Below are 18,320 nucleotides of genomic sequence, written 5' to 3'. Positions count from 1 at the left end.
TCTACGCGAACATGAAACTGGAGTCCGACAGGTTAGCCACTCCCACCCCGATCAGGGTCACGGCATAGTCGCCAATCTTCAGCACGGTATCGCTGCCGGTCTGCGACGCGTGTTGCTTGTAGTCGTAGCCCTGCCCCGCGCCTTCGACGCCCATGAACACCAGTTTGTCGCTGCCCTGATAACCGTTGATGGCATCGAAACCGAACGCGCCGCTGAACAGGAAGGTGTTGTTGCCACCCACTGCCGTCATCACGTCGTTACCGGCGCCGCCGACGAAGGTCACATGGCCCTTGTCGCTGATCAGCTTGTCATCGCCACCGAGGCCGAATAGCCAGTCGCCGTCGGCCGTGGCGTGCAGCGCATTGCCGTAGCCATCGCCGCTGAGCGAGTGGTTGTACTGGGTCAGCTCGCTGCCGTTGGTCAAACCCTTGGCCGTAACGCCCCAGGTGATTTCCTTGCTGCCCCACCACGAACCCGATTCCTTGCTCACCAACGCGCCGATGTCACGGGTCATGCTGATGCCGCCGTAAGCGTCGCGCACGTACAGCGTGCCGTCACCGTCGTTGGCGAAGCTGAAGTTCTGCAGCGGTTTCTGCAGTTCGAAGGTGTTATGCCCTTGGCCGCCGAGCAGAATGTTGTAGCCGCCGTCATCACGGAAACGGTCATCGCCGCCCAGGCCTTCGAGGAAGTCGTTACCCGCGCCGCCCTTGAGCCAGTCGTTGCTTTGCGTGCCGATGATGAAGGTGCTGCCGGTGTGCGGCTCGCCGCTACGGCCGAGATCCTCAACCCAGGTCTTGCCGCGAGACGCTTCTTCCAGATTGGAGACGATGATCGTCGAGTCTTTATGCGTCAGGTTGTAGAACCTGGAATCGATCACCCGATTCAAGCCATCGGCATAGCCCAGCGAGCTGTGGGCCGACCAGTTCAGCGGATTGACGATGCTGAACGGCACCAGGTTCTGCGCGGTGGAAGCGTAGTTGTCGTTGAAGTTGACGATGTTGTCGGTGGTCGAATCGTGGGGCTTGTCGTGCTTGCCCATCGACGCGCTGCTGAACGTGGTGCCGTCGAGCACGCGGAACACCGGGTCGTTCTCGAAACCGATGTTCAGCACATTGTTGCCGGTGCTGCTCTGGGTTGGCGAGGCGAAGGTGATGTAGTTGGCGTCCTTGAAGAAACCGCCCCAGTTGCTCGCGCTCAGCTCGGCCACGCTGTTGACCCCGAGCCCGCCGAGGCTGTGGCCGCTGAGCAGCACGTCCTTGGCACCGATGCCGTTGGCAATGGCGAACGCGGCGACAGCCTTGAGCAGATTGTCGAAGGCGTTTTTCGCGTAGTTGCTCGCGTAATCCGAAGGCCCGATGGCGGCCAGCAGGTTGTTTTTCAGGTCGCCGAAAGTATCGCTGTAACCCAGCCCGCCGGTGCCGCGAAAGGCCACGCCGATGCCAATCAACTTGCCGGCAGCGTCATATTTGCCGAGCACTTCGGCTTCGGCGCTGGTGAAGCCGTCCTTCTCGCCAAAGAACGTGCCTTGTGGCCCGACCTTGCCCTGATAGCCCAGCGCCGTCGCCGTGACCGGCGCCCAAGCGGTGGCCGGCAACGGTTTGCCGGTCGGCGTGTAGGCATACAGCGTCAGTGCGATGGCGTCGCTGTACAAGGCTTTGCCATCGGCATTTTTATAATCGAACAGTCCCATGTTGTGCTCTCTCTTCCTTCAAATGACTGGCAGCTCTTTGCAGAGCTGCCAGCACGCCTTAGAACTGCCAGTCGAGGGTCAGACCCACACCGTGGTCTTTCTCGTTGCTACCGATCAGTCCGTTGTAATCCAGGTTCACTCGCACATCGCGGTTGAGCGCCAGACCCGCGCGTACGCCGACCACCGCGGCATCGCGATCCATCGACACGCCCTGCACAGTGAACGCGCTGTTGCCATTGGCGAAGGCCAGATGGCTGTCGGCATCGACGTTGTTCAGGTTGTGCTGCCAACCGAGGCTCGCACCCAGCTCCAGCTGCTGCTGATCCGACAAGGCGAACGAACGCTTGGCGCGCACGCCGAGGGTCGACAGCACCACATCGCGGTTGTCCTCACCCCCCTTCAACGCTGCAGCATCACCCTTCTCGGTGAAGCTTTCGGTATTGAGGTGCACGTAAGACAGATTGGCGAACGGCTCCAGGTTCATCGGTTGCAGGCCCAGATCATAAGCGGCCTCGGTGAACACTTGCGTGGTTGCGGCATCGTGCTTGGTCTTTTGTTTACCGCTCACGTCCCCGAACTGCAGGTCACGTTTGACGTCGACACGGTGCCAGCTGTAAGCGCCACCGACGGTCAGACGCAGCGCATCGATCTGATGCCCCAGGTACGCACCCAAGTGGTAGCTGTCGACCGACGCCGACGAATGCGTGCCGCTGCCCATGCTCAACGAGCTGTCGCTATAACCGGTAACGAAACCCAGACGGGTATCTTCAGCGATCAAGCCATCGACACCGGCCAGCAAGCCACCGATGGAGCTGTTGGAATCGGCATTGTCATGCCCGCCATCGCTCTTGCCCCACGAACCCAAGACCTTGACCCAAGCGTTGCTGCGCTCATCAGTCGGTGCGCCGGCATTGAACAGGTCACGCTCACGCAGACGCTCGCCCACCGCTTCACGCAGGTAACGGCTGTCGTTGATCAGCATCGTGCCAATGGCCGGATGGATCTCGCCGGACAACTGTTGGAAGGCTTGCTGCGCCGACGCCGCATTCGGCGACAGCAACAGGGTTTCGAACAGCGCATTGCCAGCGCCCAGACGCTCAGCCGCAGCACCCACGGCGCGTTGGTTCGGCGTCAAACCGACGCTGGCGAACGAGGCATCGTTACGCCCGACTGCCAACTGAATGCCAGTGGCCGAGTACGCCAGCGTGCCGCCAAGGAAGGCGTAATCCGGCAACACCTGACCGAAGCGTCCTTCAATGCCGCCGGCCGCTTGCAGGATGTTGTAGCGCGTGCCGAGCAGGCTTTGCACTTCGTTGGTGGTCAACAGGGTCGGACTGTTTTCCAGCGACATGCTCACCGTGGCGCCTTCAATCACGGCTTTGCCGGTAGCGATGATCTGATCGCTGCTGGTCGGCGACAGCTCTACGGCGTAGGTCGAACCCGGTGCAAAGGTCACGTCACCGGCCACGTTCAGGGTGCCGATGGAGTTACCCGGTGCGACCGTACCGCCGCTGTTCACCGACAGCGCGCCGATGTGGCCATTGCCGCCGAGGATACCGCCGTCATTCACTGTCACCGCCGACTGCAGCGAACCGTTGATGGCCAGGCGGCCCTGATTGACCAGGGTCGGGCCGCTGTAAGTGTTGTTGCCGGTCAGCACCAGCGTGCCGATACCTTGCTTGGTCAACCCGCCGTGACCGGAAATGTCGTTGCGCCAGGTATCGAGGCCGCAAGTGATGTCGGTGCACACGCGCTCGGTCGGTTTGCCCTGATCGATGATCGCGCCGATGCCCGGCAGATCCGCGACAAACTGGCCGGAACCGTAAGCACCGTCGATGCGGAATTCCGCCGGAATGTCCTGCTCGGTAACGAACATCGACGGGCCATCGATGCCTTTGCGCAGGTTGATCATGCCCCAGCCGTACAAGGCGTCGATGCCCGGTGCGCCGAGGTCGGTGGCGGTGGTGCGCAAGACAGTGGCGACCTGATCACCGGTCATGTACGGGAAGCGCTCCATCAGCACCGCCATGGAGCCGGCCACGTGCGGCGCGGCCATCGAAGTGCCGTTGTAGTTTTTGTAGCCGGTGGTCAGGTTGTCGGCGTTGGTGCCTTCAATGATCGCGCTGAAGATCTTCGTGCCCGGTGCCGAGACGCAGAAACTCGCGGTGTAGCCGCAGCGCGAAGAGAACGTACTCATGATGTACGGGTTGGCGCTGGCCAGGTCCGGGTTCTGCTGCAACGCGGCGACGGTGATCCAGTTCGGCGCGATGTCCGGAACGAAATAGCCGAGGCCGGCGATGGCGTCCGGGTTGTTGAGGTTGTAGTCGTTACCCGCGGCGAAGATCGTGACGATGCCGCTGCGCGCGGCGGCAATAGCGCCGTCGTAGGCGCCACCGGGTTTGGTGCCGAGCAGTGTGCGGATCTCGTTGAACTGCAATTGCGCGTCATTGACGGTGAAATGCGGATAGGCCGGATCGCGGCCACCGAGATCGAAACGATCAGTGATGCCGATGCCCCAACTGTTGTTGATGATGCGCGCGCCGCTGGCGATCAGTGCATCCCAACCGGCCTTGTACACCGCGCCGTCGTTGCCGCGAACAATGCCGTCCTCCGGGCCCGGGTCGCCGTTGTCGGCGCTGATGATCTGCGCACCGAACGCCACGCCGTGCATCGGCCCGCCGTCGCGACTGCCGGCGGCGATACCGCCGACGTGGGTGCCGTGGGCGCCGAGTTTGCCGTCGGAGCCGACCGAGGGCGAACCGTCATAGCGGAACGCATCGCCGGCTTTGACCGGGATGTACGGGTCGGTGTATTCGCGAATCCCGCTGGTGACCAGAGTGACGACTTTATTGCTGCCGGAAAACTCCGGGTGCGCGGCATACACTGGCTGGTCAAAGATCCCCAGTTTCACGCCTTTGCCGGTATAACCGGCGGCGTAAGCGTGATCGGCACCGATCGCGCCCAGGCCCCAATCGGCCTGAAACTCGGCACTGCGCCAACTCGACGGATCGCCCGTGCGTCCGCTCTCCACGTAGGGCACGGCGTGGGCTGTACCGATGGCACAGAGCACGGCGAGCGTGAGGGTTTTCAGGGCAAAGCGGCCTCCCGTTTGCGCGGGGGTATTGTTGTTATTCATCCAGCGACCTTCCTTAGTGATGTTGCGAAAAATCCTGATCGTTGCCACTGAGGGCGATGATCGTTCCCACGCTCCGCGTGGGAATGCAGCCCGTGACGCTCCGCGTCACTGGACGCAGAGCGTCCCTAGAGGCATTCCCACGCAGAGCGTGGGAACGATCGGAGCGCGGCGGTTAGAACTGCCAGTTCAGGCTCAAGCCAACGCCATGAAGCTTTTCGCGATTGGCCAGTTGTCCGTTGTAATCAAGGTTGACGCGCACGTCTTTGCTCAGCGCGAGGCTGGCCTGCACGCCGACCAGCGCGGCATCGCGTACCAGCGCCGAACTCTCCACCGCGTACGGCGTACCGCCGCTGGCAAAGCGCAGATGCTGTTCGGAGTCGATGTCGCTCAGGCTGTGCTGCCAGCCGAGGTGGCCGCTGACGTCGAGTGATTGCGCAGGCGAAAGATTGAAGGTCTTGATCGCCCGCACGCCGAGGGTGCTCAGCACGGCGTCACGTTGATCGCCCGAACTTTTCAGCGCGGCGGCGTCGCCCTTCTCGGTCAAGCCTTCAGTGTCCAGATGCACGTAGGCCAGGTTGGCGAACGGTTCCAGCGCCAGTGGTTGCAGGTGCAAGCGATAAGCCGCTTCGCCGAACACTTGCGTGGTCGCTGCATCCACCTTGGCTTTCTGTTTGCCGCTGATGTCGCCGTATTGCAGATCGCGTTTCACATCGGCGCGATGCCAGCTGTACGCCGCGCCGGTGCTCAAGCGCCAGGCGCCGATTTCACGGCCGGCGTACGCGCCGAGGTGATAGCTGTCGACCTTGGCCGAGGAATGCGTGCCCGAACCCATGCTCAGCGAACTGTCGCTGTAACCGGTGACCAGACCGATGCGGGTCTGCTCGTCCAGCGCGCCATCGACACCGGCCAGCAATCCGCCAATCGAAGTGTTGTAGCCCGCCGTGTCGTGACTCGAATCGGTCGTGCCCCATGCCCCGAGAGCCTTGATCCAGCCGTTGCTTTGCGCAGCCGTTGTGTCGTGCAGACGCTCGCCCACCGCATCGCGCAACTGGCGGCTGTCATTGATCAGCATCGAACTCAACGCCGGGTAGATCTCGCCGCTCAACTGCTGGAACGCTTGTCGCGCCGAAGCCGCGTCGGGTGAACGCAACAGGCTTTCGAACACCGAGTTACCCGCGCCCAGGCCTTCGACGGCAACGGCCACCGAGCGTTGATTCGGCGTTTGCCCGACGCTGGCGAAGGTTGTCGAGTTACGTTCGATATCGAGCTGAATACCGGTGGCGGCGTAGTCGAGGCTGCCGCCGATAAACACATAATTCGGCAGCACCGCACCGAACTGGCCCTGAATGCCGCCGGCCGCTTGCAGGATGTCGTACTGGCGCCCGAGCAGGCTTTGCGCCTCGGTGGTGCTGAGCAGCGTCGGGCTGTTTTCCAGCGACAGGCTGACGGTCGCGCCGCTGATGTTGGCGGTACCGCTGGCAACGATGCGGTCGCTGCTGGTCGGCGACAGTTCAACGGCGTAAGTCGAACCGGGCGCGAAGGTCACGTCACCGGCCACATTCAGCGTACCGATGGAGTTGCCCGGCGCCACGCGAGCGCCGCTGTTGGCGGTCAGCGCGCCGATCCGCCCGGAACCGCCGAGGGTGCCGCTGTCGTTCACCGTGACAGCGGAAGTCAGCGAACCGTTGACCGTCAGCAAACCGCCATTGACCGTAGTTGCACCGCGATAGGTGTTGTCACCGGAGAGGATCAACTGCCCGCCGCCGGATTTGATCAGGCTGCCCTGATACACCCGGCTCGCCGCCGCTGCATCACGGGCAGTGCCGACCGCGTAGTCGGTCTGATCCTGTTGGCTGGCGCCTGCGGGAACGCCATTCTGCCAGCCCTTGTCTTGCAGGGTTTGCTGCCAGGCATTGTGCTCGGCGAGGTCTTCGGCCTGACGCTGAATCAGCGCCTTGTCGGAGATGTCATTGCTCCAGACATCGCGCTGCCCTGCCCCCAGGCTGGCATCAAACGCACCGAGCAATTGCCCCGGCCCGCGCATCGCCCGATTCAGATTGGCCACGCCCCAGCCGACTCGGTCAGTCGGCGCATCGGTGACCGAGCCATCCAGTTGCGTGGCGGTGGTCAGCAGCACTTCGAGGGCCTGCTGATTATTCATGTACGGATAGCGTTCCATCACCAACGCCAGCGCACCGGTCGCATGCGGCGCCGACATCGAGGTGCCGGATTTGATCGCGTAACCGCCACCGGGAATGGTGCTGTCGATCTTCGCCCCCGGCGTGGTGATGCACCAGTATTTGGCGAGGCCGCACTGGTTGTACTTCTGCTGATTGCTCTGATCGAGGCCCGACACGGCCAGCCAGTGACCTTCCAGATCCGGCTGAAAATACGGCAACGCCGAACGCACGCTGGCATTCGGGTAGCCGCTGTTGCCGGCGCTGAACACGTTGATCACACCGCGTCGGGACACATCGGCGGCGGCATCGAGCCAAGTGCCTTTGTTCCAGTGCTGTGCATAAGCGGCGTGCAGATCAGCCAGTGTGCGGTAGCTGACATCCGGCGGCTGGCTGCCCCAACTGTTGTTGATCGCGCGCACGCCGGCATCGGCCAGGGCGTCATACACCGCTTTGAAATAGCGCGGATCGGGGTTGGGGCCGAACAGGAAACTGTCGTTCTTGTTGGTGTTGCCGACGTAGATTTGCGCGTTGTACGCCACGCCGTGCATGCCGCTGCCATCGCGCGAGGCGCCCATGGTGCCGACCACATGGGTGCCGTGGGAGTCGTTGTTGGGATTGAGGGTGCCATCGACGCTGAACAGCGAGCCGTCGATGTAGCTGCCGCTGGCCTGCACCGGGTGATAACGATCGCTGGCGAATTCCGGGTGGGCGGCATCGAAACCGGAGTCGAGGGCGCCGATTTTCACGCCTTGGCCGGTGATGCCGGCGGCGTACGCTTGCTCGGCCTGCATGCGGCTCAAGCCCCAGTCGCGGAGGAATTCAGCGCTGCGCCAACTGGTGGGATCGCCGGGTTTGCCGGCTTCGAGGTATTGCGCCTGAGCCTGGGTTGCAGAAATCACAAGCAGCAGGGTGCCGACCGAAATCGGCTTGATGCGTACGTCCATGTTCACCACTCACTTTTATTGTTTTATGCAGGTTGTTTTGCGGTGTTGCCTGTTCCCCTCACCCCAGCCCTCTCCCCGAGGAGAGGGAGCTGACCGCGATGTCTTGCGTCTTACATCGACCTGAAGAATCGGGTCGATTATGGATTCGGTGAAGCACATCCTCGCCAAGTGAGAGGGAGCTGACCGAGGTGTCTTGCGTTATTCATCGACCTGAAATGTTGGATTCGCTAGCGTTCGTTCAAGTCGGTGTACTTCTGCAATATCCCCCAATCGGTCCCCTCTCCCCCTGGGAGAGGGTTAGGGTGAGGGCTGTTGAGCGACCACAAAAGCCTCATCCACCCGCGCCAGATCCTGTTCGTTCAAGGTCCCGGCGTAGTAATGCAACTTGGTCCAGGCCATCAAATAGTCGTACCGCGCCTGCGCCAGATCGCGGCGAGTGGTAAACAGCTGCTGCTCGGCGTTCAAGGCGTCGAGGTTGGTCCGTTCGCCACCGAGAATGCTCTGCTTGGTCGACACCACCAGCGCTTCCGCCGAGCTCAATGCCTTCTGATAAGCGCGCAACTTGCTCACTCCGGACAAACAGGCACTGAACTGACGTCGCAGTTCGATCAGCGTCTCACGCGTCTTGCCATCAAGCTCGTACTCGGCCTGTTCCATGGTGCGACTGGCCTGACGCGTCGACGCCGAAACCCCACCACCGGCATACAACGGCACGCTGACCTCAAAACCGATGGTGTTGGTCTCATAGCGCTGGTTGTAGGTGTTGCCGCTTTCCGATTCGTTCTGGCGCATCGACGCGTAAGCACTGACTTTCGGCAGATGCCCGGCGCGATTGCGCTCCACCTCATAACGCGCGACTTCCACGGCCTGACGCTGCGAGGCCAGATTCGGGTTATTGCTTACCGCCATCTCGTGCCAGGTGTCGTAATTGGCCGGCATCAGCGCGAAGGTCTGGAAGTTTGGGCCCAGCGGCGCCAGATCGCCGATATCCACCGCGGGCGTGCCCACCAGCGCACCCAGTTCCCGCAGCGCGGCATCCTGTTCGTTGCGCGCCTCGATCTCCTCGGCGGTCGCCAGTTCATAGCGCGACTCAGCCTCAAGAATATCGGTGCGGGTGCCCTCGCCTTGCTTGAACATGTGCTCGTTCTGCTGGAACTGCTGCTCGTAAGCCTTCTTCTTCGCCTGAGCGATGTCGATCTGGTCCTGCGCAAACAACGCCTTGGTGTAGTTATCCAGCACCCGAACCAGCAATTCCTGGCTCTTGCCGCGAAAGTTCTCGTCGGCAAACAACGACTGCGCGACGCCTTTGCGATACGCGGCATAAGCCTCGTAGTCGAGCAGTGGTTGTTGCAAGGTCAAGGCCGAGCCATAACTGCTGTAGTTGCGGTCATCAGTACGATTACGCGCACGCTCATCGAGGGACGTGGCTTTCGATGAGTTGCGGCCCTTGTTGTAGGTGTAGCCGATGCGCGGCAGCAATCCGGCGCGGCCAATCGCACGGTTTTCCAGGCCGGCGTCACGCTCCTTGATCGCCCCGAGGAATACCGGGTCATTGCGCAACGCCTGTTCGTAGATCTCGAACGGCCCCATGGCCGCTACTGCTGAGTGACTCGCGAGCAGCATCATTGCCGCGCCGAGCAGGGAACGCTTATTCATACAGCCGAACATCCTTATTCCTCGGTCAACGCGGAGCCGGCCCGGTCGAGCAGCGGTTTGAACAGATAGTTGAGGAGTGAACGTTCGCCGGTGCGCACGAACATTTCTGCCGGCATGCCGGGCTTGATCACCAGACCGTTGAGTTTTTCCATGGCCTGATCGCTGACGCTGCTGCGCAACACGTAGTACGGCACGCCGGTTTTCTCATCGACCATCTGGTCGGCGGAAATCAGACTGACTTCACCCGGAACGCGCGGGGTTTTGCTCTGGTTGAAGGCGGTAAACAGGATGTCCACGGGCAGATGCGCGCCGACCTTGTCGATCAGGTTGATCGGCAAGTGCCCTTCCACTTCCAGCCGGGTGCCTTGCGGGACGATTTCCAGCAGGGTTTCACCCTGACGCACCACAGCGCCTTCAGTGTGCACGCCGAGGTTGACTGCCACACCGTCAGCGGTGGCGATGATTTCGCTGTGTTGCAAATCAAAACCGGCGGAAGTCAGTTGCTCCGACAGGGTCACGCTTTTCAGTTGCGCGTCGGCCAGTTGCGTGCGGACTTCCTTCTGATACTCCTCGGCGTGCTGTTGCAGTTTCAGGCGCGATTCAAGAATGCCCTGCTCCACGCGGCCGCTTTCGCCGGTGTTTTCTGCCAGTTGCTGCTGCACTTGCGACAGTTGCCGCTGGTATTCCATCAAGCGGTTGCGCGGGATGTAGCCGTTGTCCGCCAGCGGTTGCAGATTGCTCAATTGTTGCTGCAGCGAGTCGGCCTGAGCATTGAGATCGGTTCGGGCGCGGCGCATGCCGGCCAGTTGCGCGGTGGCGCCTTCGATGCTCGCGCGCAGCCCGGCCTGCTCGCGGTAGTACGCCTCGCGGCGGCTGCTGAACAGTTGGCGCTGGCCTTCCAGCACCAGTGCCAGACGCGGATCCGGATCATTGCTCAGCTCGGCCGGAAAGATCACTTGCTTGAGGTTGTCACGTTCGGCCTGCCAGCGCGCGAGGCTGGCCCAGGCCATACGGTATTGCGCTTGCAGCGACTGCACATCAGCGGCAACTTGCGTCTGATCGAGACGGAACAGCGGTTGGCCCTGCTTCACGATTTCGCCTTCGCGCACCAGGATCCGGCTGACCACGCCGCTGCTCATCGACTGCACGGCTTTGCGTTTGCCCGACACCACGACCGTGCCTTGCACCGGGATGCCCTGATCCAGCGGCGCCAGAGCGGCCCAAGTGAAGAAACTGCCGGCGCCGACGATCGCCAGAATCCAGCCCATGCGCGCGAAAAACTTCGCATCGCGCTCCGGGCGTTCGGTGATGTAGGCGTGTTCCATGCTCGCTTCGTTTTCAATGTTCATGCTTGCGCTGCTCATACACCCGAGTTCCTTGTCGAGGGCTGATACTGTCGGCTCATGCTGAGCCCGCCCGGTGCCTGTGCAGCTTTTTCCCGTTGCTGTTCTTGCTGGCCGGAGAGTGCCTTGAGCACGTCCTGACTCGGACCGAAGGCTTGCAGACGCCCGTCATTCAGGACCAGCAATTTATCGGCTTGGGCCAACACCGAAGAACGGTGCGTCACCAATACCACCGTGGTGCCCTGGGCTTTAAGCGCAGCGATGGCGCTGGCCAATGCCGCTTCACCGACGGTGTCGAGGTTGGAATTGGGCTCATCCAGCACCACCAGGCTCGGCGTGCCATACATGGAGCGCGCCAGGGCCACGCGCTGCTTCTGGCCGCCGGACAAGCCACTGCCGTCCTCGCCCAGTTGCGTGTCGTAACCTTGCGGCAAACGCAGGATCATTTCGTGCACGCCGGCCTGTTGCGCAGCGGCAACGACCTTCTGCGGATCGGCCTCGCTGAAACGCGCGATGTTCTCGGCGATGCTGCCACTGAACAACTCGATGTCTTGCGGCAGGTAGCCGATGTACGGGCCAAGGTCATCGCGGTTCCAGCGATGAATGTCCGCGCCATCAAGGCGCACAGTGCCGCCGAGGGTTGGCCAGACACCCACCAGCACGCGGGCCAGGGTCGATTTGCCGGAGCCGGAAGCCCCGAGTACGCCGAGCACTTCGCCGGCATTCAGATTGAAATTGACCATCTGCAGGGTCGCCGCGCGTTGCCCTGGCGGGCCGGCGCTGACCTGTTCGAAGGTGATCTGGCCTTTCGGCGCCGGCAGCGCCATGGCGTCGTCACTCGGCGGGAAGGCTTGCAGCAGCGCATCGAGACGGCGGTAAGCCAGCTTCGCCCCGCTCCACTGCTTCCATACGGCAATCAACTGGTCGATCGGGCTGAGCACACGGCCCATAAGGATCGAACCGGCGATCATCATCCCGGCGGTCATGTCTCCCTTGATTACCAGCAATGCGCCCAGGCCCAGCACCAACGATTGCAGGCATAGGCGCAGGGTTTTGCTCAGTGAGCTGATCACTGCACCGGTGTCACTGGCCTGATTCTGCAGGCCGAGGAAACGCGAGTGCACCTGAAACCAGCGTTTACGCAGGGAACCGAGCATGCCCATCGCCTGAATGGTTTCGGCGTTGTGCAAATGGCTGGTGGCCAACTGGCTGGACTTCTGCGAATAACCGGCGGCTTCGCCCAGCGGCTTTTTGGTCATGTATTCGTTCAGGCACGCCAGCCCTATCAGCAACAGTGCGCCCGCAGTAGCGAGCACGCCGAGCCAGACGTTGAACAGGTAGATCACAAACAGATAGACCGGGAACCACGGCGCATCGAAAAACGCGAACAGCGCTGGCCCGGTGACAAATTGGCGAATGTGCGTCAAATCACCCAGCGACTGCCCGGCGTTGCCCTCGCCTTTGAACAGGTTGCGCTCGAACGCCGCCTGGTAAACACGCAGGTTGAAGCGGCGCTCCAACTGGCTGCCGATGCGGATCACGATAAAGCTGCGCACCACTTCCAGCAGGCCGATAAAGGCGAAGAAACCGACGACCATCAGCGACAGCATTGCCAGGGTGGTCTCGTTCTGCGAGGACAGCACCCGGTCATAGACCTGAAGCATATAGATGGAGGGCACCAGCATCAGCACGTTAATCAGCGCAGTAAAGCAACCGACGCTGATCAGGATACTTTTATAGTCACCCAATGCCTTGAATAAGGGCGCGGTGGCTGGGGCCTTCGCCATCTTCATTGATTATTCCTGGAAAATATCTCCCGCCACTCGTTGGCGAGACTCGAATTAATTAACCGCACAACGTCGGAACTTGATTTTTTGTCTACCGCTTACACTTTCATAACAACTCAAGCAATTAAATGCGGCGCAGTTGCTACTCAGCGTTACTTATAACCATAGCGTGGCGCTTTATATTAAAACTTTGTCGCCGTCTGGATAGTCAAGGCTATTGCGCTGCGCGCTCAAGCGTAATCACCAGACCTGACTTCAAAGTGGTCAGATAAAGCCCATTACGTTGTCGGCTGAAGAACTGGATTCTTGAGCCTTCCTTGCCGGTAATCGACAGGCCGTCCGGATCGGGAAACCAACCGATCGGGGCTTGCTCAAGCCAGGCACCGAGACAGTCGGCCCCTTTGCCCAAGGTCTGATTGGATTCAAGGTCGATCAGGCAAGTATTCGAAGGCTTGTCCTGCTGCTTTTGTGCTTCTCGATCATCATCCCGGGTAGATAATGTCGCTTGCCATTGCCCCGCAAATACCGAGGGCTCTTCGAGTCTGAGGCTGCTTGCCATACTGGTTTCTCCTGAAATCATCATGAGCGCCGCCGAAAACCACGCCGCCACCTTGTAGGTAAAAGCTTTACTGATCATGGGAATATTCGCTCCGGCGTGTAGCGTTGCTTACCATCCAGCCCGATGCAAGCAAAGAAAGCGGCGCATCACACGCCGCTTTCCACTGCTACATCACGCCACGATGTCGCTGGTGGCTGCCTGGCCAACGGTGCTGACCTGGAAATCAGCCACGCCGTGCCCGGAGAAGTCCACCGACAGCAGGCTGTTGCCGCCCGACGACGTCAGAATCGCGTCACCGGCGGAACCGGTGAAGCTGCTGACGAAGTGCAGGCCGGCGCCGTTGGTGATGCCGGTCAGATCGATTTTGTCCAGACCGCTGACGAAATCGAGAATCTGATCGATGGCACCTGGCTTGGAATCGGAGCTGGCAGCGAACACGAACGTGTCCGAACCGGCACCGCCCCACAGCTTGTCAGCACCACCGCCACCCCAGAGGATGTCGTTGCCGGCACCGCCCTTGAGTTCGTTGGCCACGCTGTTGCCGATCAGCAGATCGCTGCCGGAACCGCCAATGGCGTTCTCGATGATCGCGCCCTTGGCGATGGACACGTTGCCCACCAGGCCGCCAACGTCGGAGAACGAGGCGTCATTGAGGTTGATCTTCTGGTTCTGAGTGAAGCCCGAGAAGTCCAGGGTGTCCTTGCCGCCCGCGTCCCACACCGAGAACACCACTTTGTCACTCGACGACGAAGCGCTGAGGAAATCGCGACCGGTGTTGGAGTTGAAGCCGTAGGTGGTGTCACCGGTACGGGTGGTGGTGTTGGCACCGTAGAGCTTTTGGATAGCAGCGATATCGTCCATCAGCGGGCCGGACGAATACGCTTCGACACCGCCCTTGCTGAAGTTCTGATTGGTGTTGCTTTCGCTCCAGTAGCTCATGACGCTGTAGCCGCGGGTGTCTTGCCCGTAGGAAGCGTCGTTGTAGGTCGGGTTGCCATTACCGGCGTTGTAGTCGCCAGGGTGAGCCAGGCCCAGGCTGTGGCCGATTTCGTGCGTCAGGGTCTGACGACCGTAGTTGTTCAGATCCGGATTCTTGTTCTGCGTGTAGCCACTGTTGATCAGGTACCACGAGGTGCCGTCATAACCGGCGCCGGTGCCTGGCAGATAAGCGAACGCTGCAGCGCCATCCTGGCCACCGCTGTAGTTACCGAAGGTCATGTGGCCGTCACCGCCCGAGGTTTTCTCGGTGAAGGTCACATTGGCCACGTCAGCCCAGGATTGCATGGCGAGCTTGGCCTGGGCTTGTTGTTGTGCACTGAACTGACTGAACCCGCTGATCCCGTGCTTGTTCATCGTGCTGGACGATGCCGAAGTCAGGAACGTATAGGTGAGTTCGATCTTGCCGCTGCCGTCCTTGTCCTGGTAGGCAGCGCCGTCGCGCAGCAACTGGGTTGCGGCCTGGTCGACGGAGAAGGAGGGTTTGCCATTGACCGTGAGGTTGCCGCCACGATCGTATTGATGGCTGAAGCTATTGATCTGGTTGTACGCCGAGCTGAAGGCAGACAGCTGAAAAGCCTGTTCGGCGGCATCAATAGCATTCGCTTTAACTTTCGACATAAACACACTTCCTTGTTTAGCAATGGAACAGTTTTTGTCCGACAGGACGATCTCTGGCGAGGTCGTCCTATCACTCGCCCAATGAAGGCGTAAGAAACCTGACACAATTTGAAATCTGCCGTAAAGGATTTTTTTGAGATCAAATCGGGCTGTTTCGGGAAACTGCCGTAAACAAAGCGTGCGGGGATGAAAGAATGTTTTAGTTGCGCGGCTTTTGCCTAATTGTCTGACGATTTTCTATTTAAATATTAAATATGGGTAAGTTGTTTTTTGTTAGGCGCGTCTCACTTTGCTGCACTTTATTAGTGCGATGCCAGTGTATTGATATCAACCATTTAAACGCCGAAAAGACATTGTGGGAGCGAGCCTGCTCGCGAAAGCGGTCGGTCATTCAACAGCAATGTTGTCTGACCCGACGCCTTCGCGAGCAGGCTCGCTCCCACAGGGATTTGTGTATGCCTGAGTGATTAGCTACCGGTACGAATCTTGTTCCACACCCGCGTGCGGATCCGGTCAATGTTCAACGGCATCGCTTCCAGCGCAAACAGCTTGCCCATCATCTCCGGGCTCGGATACACCTTGGTGTCGTTCTTGATCGCCGGGTCGATCAGGCTGTCGGCCTGCTCATTGCCATTGGCGTAGTGCACGTAGTTGCTGATGCCAGCCATCACGTCCGGGCGCAGCAGGTAGTTCATGAACGCGTAACCCGCCTTCTCGTCCGGCGCATCGGCCGGCATGGCAACCATGTCGAACCAGATCGCCGCGCCTTCCTTGGGAATCGCGTAGCCGATGTCGACGCCGTTTTTCGCTTCCTTGGCGCGGTTTTCGGCTTGCAGGATGTCACCGGAAAAACCGACCGCTACACAAATGTCGCCATTGGCCAGGTCGCTGGTGTATTTCGAGGAGTGGAAGTAGCTGACGTACGGCCGCACTTTCATCAGCAGCGCTTCAGCCTTTTTGTAGTCCTCGGGATTTTTGCTGTGGTGCGGCAGGCCCAGGTAGTTGAGCGCCGCCGGGAGCAATTCCGGGCCGTTGTCGAGGATGGCTACGCCGCACTTCTGCAGCTTTTCCATGTATTCAGGCTTGAAGATCAGGTCCCAGGAATCCACGGGCGCATCGTCACCCAGCACGGCTTTGACCTTGGCGATGTTGTAGCCGATGCCGGTGCTGCCCCACAGATAGGGGAAGCCGTGTTCATTGTTCGGGTCATTGGTCTGCAACGCTTTGAGCAGCACCGGATTGAGATTCTTCCAGTTGGGCAACTGGCTCTTGTCGAGTTTCTTCAGCGCCCCGCCCTGAATCTGCCGGGCCATGAAGTGGTTGGACGGAAACACCACGTCGTAACCGGATTTGCCGGTCATCAACTTGCCGTCGAGGGTTTCGTTGCTGTCGTAGACGTCATAGGTGACACCCACGCCCGTCTCTTTTTCGAAGTTCTTGGTGGTGTCCGGCGCGATGTAGTCGGACCAGTTGTAAACCTTGACCGTTTCCGCTGCCTGAGCAAGGGAAACGGCGAGCATCAGCGGTGCCAGAGCGAGGGTCTTGCGGATCATGGATCGATTCCTGTGTGGGTTTTCTTTTTTGTTGGCAGGCAATCAAAGGATCAAACAATCAGAAAATCAGCACGTAGCTCTTGCGCACGGTTTCCTGGATATCCCAGATACCGAGCGTATTGGCCGGCAACATCAGTGCGTCGCCACCTTGTATGTGCAGGGTCTCGCCGCCACCGTCAGGGGTGAACGTGCAGCGCCCGGAAATGAAATGGCAGAACTCTTGCGCGGTAATCTGCCGACGCCAGCGGCCCGGGGTGCATTCCCAGACGCCGGTTTCAACGCCGTCATCGCGCTCGACGCTGGTGGTCGAAGCAATGGCGACCGGTTCGCCGAGCGGCACGGCCACCGGATTGGACTCGTCGAGTTGCAATGTCGCGGTGTTTTTGAACTGGGTAATGCTCATGGTCTGACCTGTTTTTTGGGCTTTCTTGAAGTAAATCGACGTTTAGTGCATGAAACCTTCCATGAAACCCGCCACCTGACTGGCGAGCTTGCGCCGCCATGGCGCGGTCGCCGGGTTGGCCAGGGTCTGGTCTTCGTGGACGAAGCTTTTGATGATCGCGTTATAGCCGAGCCAGCGACACGGCTCCGGCTCCCACGCGCGCAGTGCATGAATGCCGCCGTCCGGCAGCACCCAGGGCTGATGAACCAGCTCGGTGTCACGCTCGAGAATCAGATCAGCCAGCGTGCGCCCGCCGAGATTGCTGGCGCCGACGCCCTCCCCGCCGTAACCGCCGGATAGCGCGATGCCGTTGGCGCGATCGCAAAGCATGTGCGGTCTGAAGTGCCGCGACATGCCAAGGTTGCCGCCCCAGGCGTGGGTGATCTGCACGTTTTTCAGTTGCGGGAACAGTTCGCCGAACAGATAGCGGCGCAGCTCGACTTCATCGCGGGTCAGGTCGAAGTTATGGCGCAACTTGCCGGCGAACTGGTAACCGCCACGGGCGCCGAAGATCAGGCGATTGTCGGCGCTGCGCTGGCCGTAGGTGACCTGGCGGCTGAATTCGCTGAAGGCTTGGCCGCGATTGAGGCCGATTTCATCCCAAGTCGCGGCAGACAACGGTTCGGTAGCGACAATCAAGCTTTGCACCGGTAATTGATAACGGCCCAGCGGCGGCAAGGTCACCGAATAACCTTCGACGGCCGGCACGATCCAGCGACTGCGCACGCTGGCCTTGGCGGTGCGCAAGCTGCCAGACTGCCAGTGGGTGACCGGGCTGTTTTCGTAGATCTTCACGCCCATGTTCTGCACGGTGCGCGCCAGACCGCGCACCAGTTTCGCCGGGTGGATGGTCGCCACATGCGGCGCGTAAATCCCGCCATAGGGCTTGGCTACGCGGATCTGCTGCGCGAGCTGCTCGGGGCTGAGCCAGCGGTAGTCGTCGTCGGTGAGGCCCTGGGCGTGCAGTTTGGCCAGATATTCACGCAGGCTGGCTTCCTGCTCCGGATAGCGCGCCGCGCAATACAGCACGCCGCCCTTGCGGTAATCGCAGTTGATACCTTCGCGTTCGAGGACGACTTCCACTTCATCGGGAATGCTGTGCAGCAGGTCGAATGACGCGCGACGCTGTTCCGGCGACAGTCCAGCCAGCAAGCGATCTTCGCCAAGCAGATTGCCCATCAGCCAGCCGCCGTTACGACCGGACGCGCCAAAACCGGCGGTCTGCGCCTCGACAATCGCAATGTCGAGCCCCGGCGCGAGTTTCTTCAGGTAGTACGCGGTCCACAGCCCGGTGTAGCCGGCGCCGATGATCGCCACATCGACGTCCAGATCTCGCTCAAGCTCTGGCCGCGCGGTCAGCGGCTCGTCGAGTTGATCCATCCACAAACTGATAGTGCGCCACGCCGGCATGCA

11 protein-coding genes are annotated in these 18,320 nt (G+C 60.7%); all 11 read right to left on the bottom strand.

The features are described 5' to 3' along the window. Position 1 precedes the first annotated feature (1 nt). The gene (locus tag AB4N44_RS01265; RefSeq protein ID WP_460110632.1) at positions 2-1,690 is read right to left on the bottom strand and encodes a polyurethane esterase; all 1,689 of its coding nucleotides are present in this window, start codon (positions 1,688-1,690) and stop codon (positions 2-4) included. A 58-nt stretch (positions 1,691-1,748) separates the two neighbouring features. Further along, entirely contained in the window at positions 1,749-4,826 is a 3,078-nt protein-coding gene (locus tag AB4N44_RS01260) for an autotransporter domain-containing protein (RefSeq protein ID WP_460158157.1), read from the bottom strand. Between the two features lie 172 nt (positions 4,827-4,998). Continuing rightward, positions 4,999-7,950 carry an autotransporter serine peptidase EprS gene (gene eprS, locus AB4N44_RS01255; RefSeq protein ID WP_460110634.1) on the bottom strand — a complete coding sequence of 984 codons (2,952 nt, stop codon included), beginning with the start codon at positions 7,948-7,950 and terminating at the stop codon, positions 4,999-5,001. 297 nt (positions 7,951-8,247) lie between these two features. Further along, complete coding sequence (locus AB4N44_RS01250; protein ID WP_150751492.1) at positions 8,248-9,618, bottom strand: TolC family outer membrane protein; 1,371 nt, start codon at positions 9,616-9,618, stop codon at positions 8,248-8,250. A gap of 2 nt (positions 9,619-9,620) precedes the next feature. After that, positions 9,621-10,970: an HlyD family type I secretion periplasmic adaptor subunit gene (locus AB4N44_RS01245; protein ID WP_460110636.1), complete on the bottom strand. Its 1,350-nt coding sequence runs from the start codon at positions 10,968-10,970 to the stop codon at positions 9,621-9,623. Further along, positions 10,967-12,742 (bottom strand): type I secretion system permease/ATPase, encoded by a 1,776-nt coding sequence (locus AB4N44_RS01240; RefSeq protein WP_160039861.1) that lies wholly within the window; start codon positions 12,740-12,742, stop codon positions 10,967-10,969. The genes AB4N44_RS01245 and AB4N44_RS01240 overlap by 4 nt, the downstream gene beginning before the upstream one ends. Before the next feature lie 208 nt (positions 12,743-12,950). After that, positions 12,951-13,373, bottom strand: a complete 423-nt coding sequence (locus tag AB4N44_RS01235) for an AprI/Inh family metalloprotease inhibitor (RefSeq protein ID WP_460110637.1) — start codon at positions 13,371-13,373, stop codon at positions 12,951-12,953. Positions 13,374-13,466: 93 nt separating this feature from the next. After that, positions 13,467-14,912, bottom strand: coding sequence for a serralysin family metalloprotease (locus AB4N44_RS01230; RefSeq protein ID WP_460110639.1), 1,446 nt, complete (start codon positions 14,910-14,912; stop codon positions 13,467-13,469). Between the two features lie 467 nt (positions 14,913-15,379). Then, positions 15,380-16,465: a polyamine ABC transporter substrate-binding protein gene (locus AB4N44_RS01225; RefSeq protein WP_127927373.1), complete on the bottom strand. Its 1,086-nt coding sequence runs from the start codon at positions 16,463-16,465 to the stop codon at positions 15,380-15,382. Between the two features lie 58 nt (positions 16,466-16,523). Beyond that, on the bottom strand, positions 16,524-16,868 hold the full coding sequence (locus AB4N44_RS01220; protein ID WP_093431317.1) for a cupin domain-containing protein: 345 nt from the start codon (positions 16,866-16,868) through the stop codon (positions 16,524-16,526). Between the two features lie 42 nt (positions 16,869-16,910). Then, complete coding sequence (locus AB4N44_RS01215; protein WP_150774335.1) at positions 16,911-18,317, bottom strand: NAD(P)/FAD-dependent oxidoreductase; 1,407 nt, start codon at positions 18,315-18,317, stop codon at positions 16,911-16,913. Between the last annotated feature and the right edge of the window lie 3 nt (positions 18,318-18,320).

This window comes from Pseudomonas sp. S3_C06, from assembly GCF_054667675.1.
The sequence above is the reverse complement of the archived record's forward strand: the minus strand, read 5'-3'. Positions and strand labels throughout refer to the sequence as shown.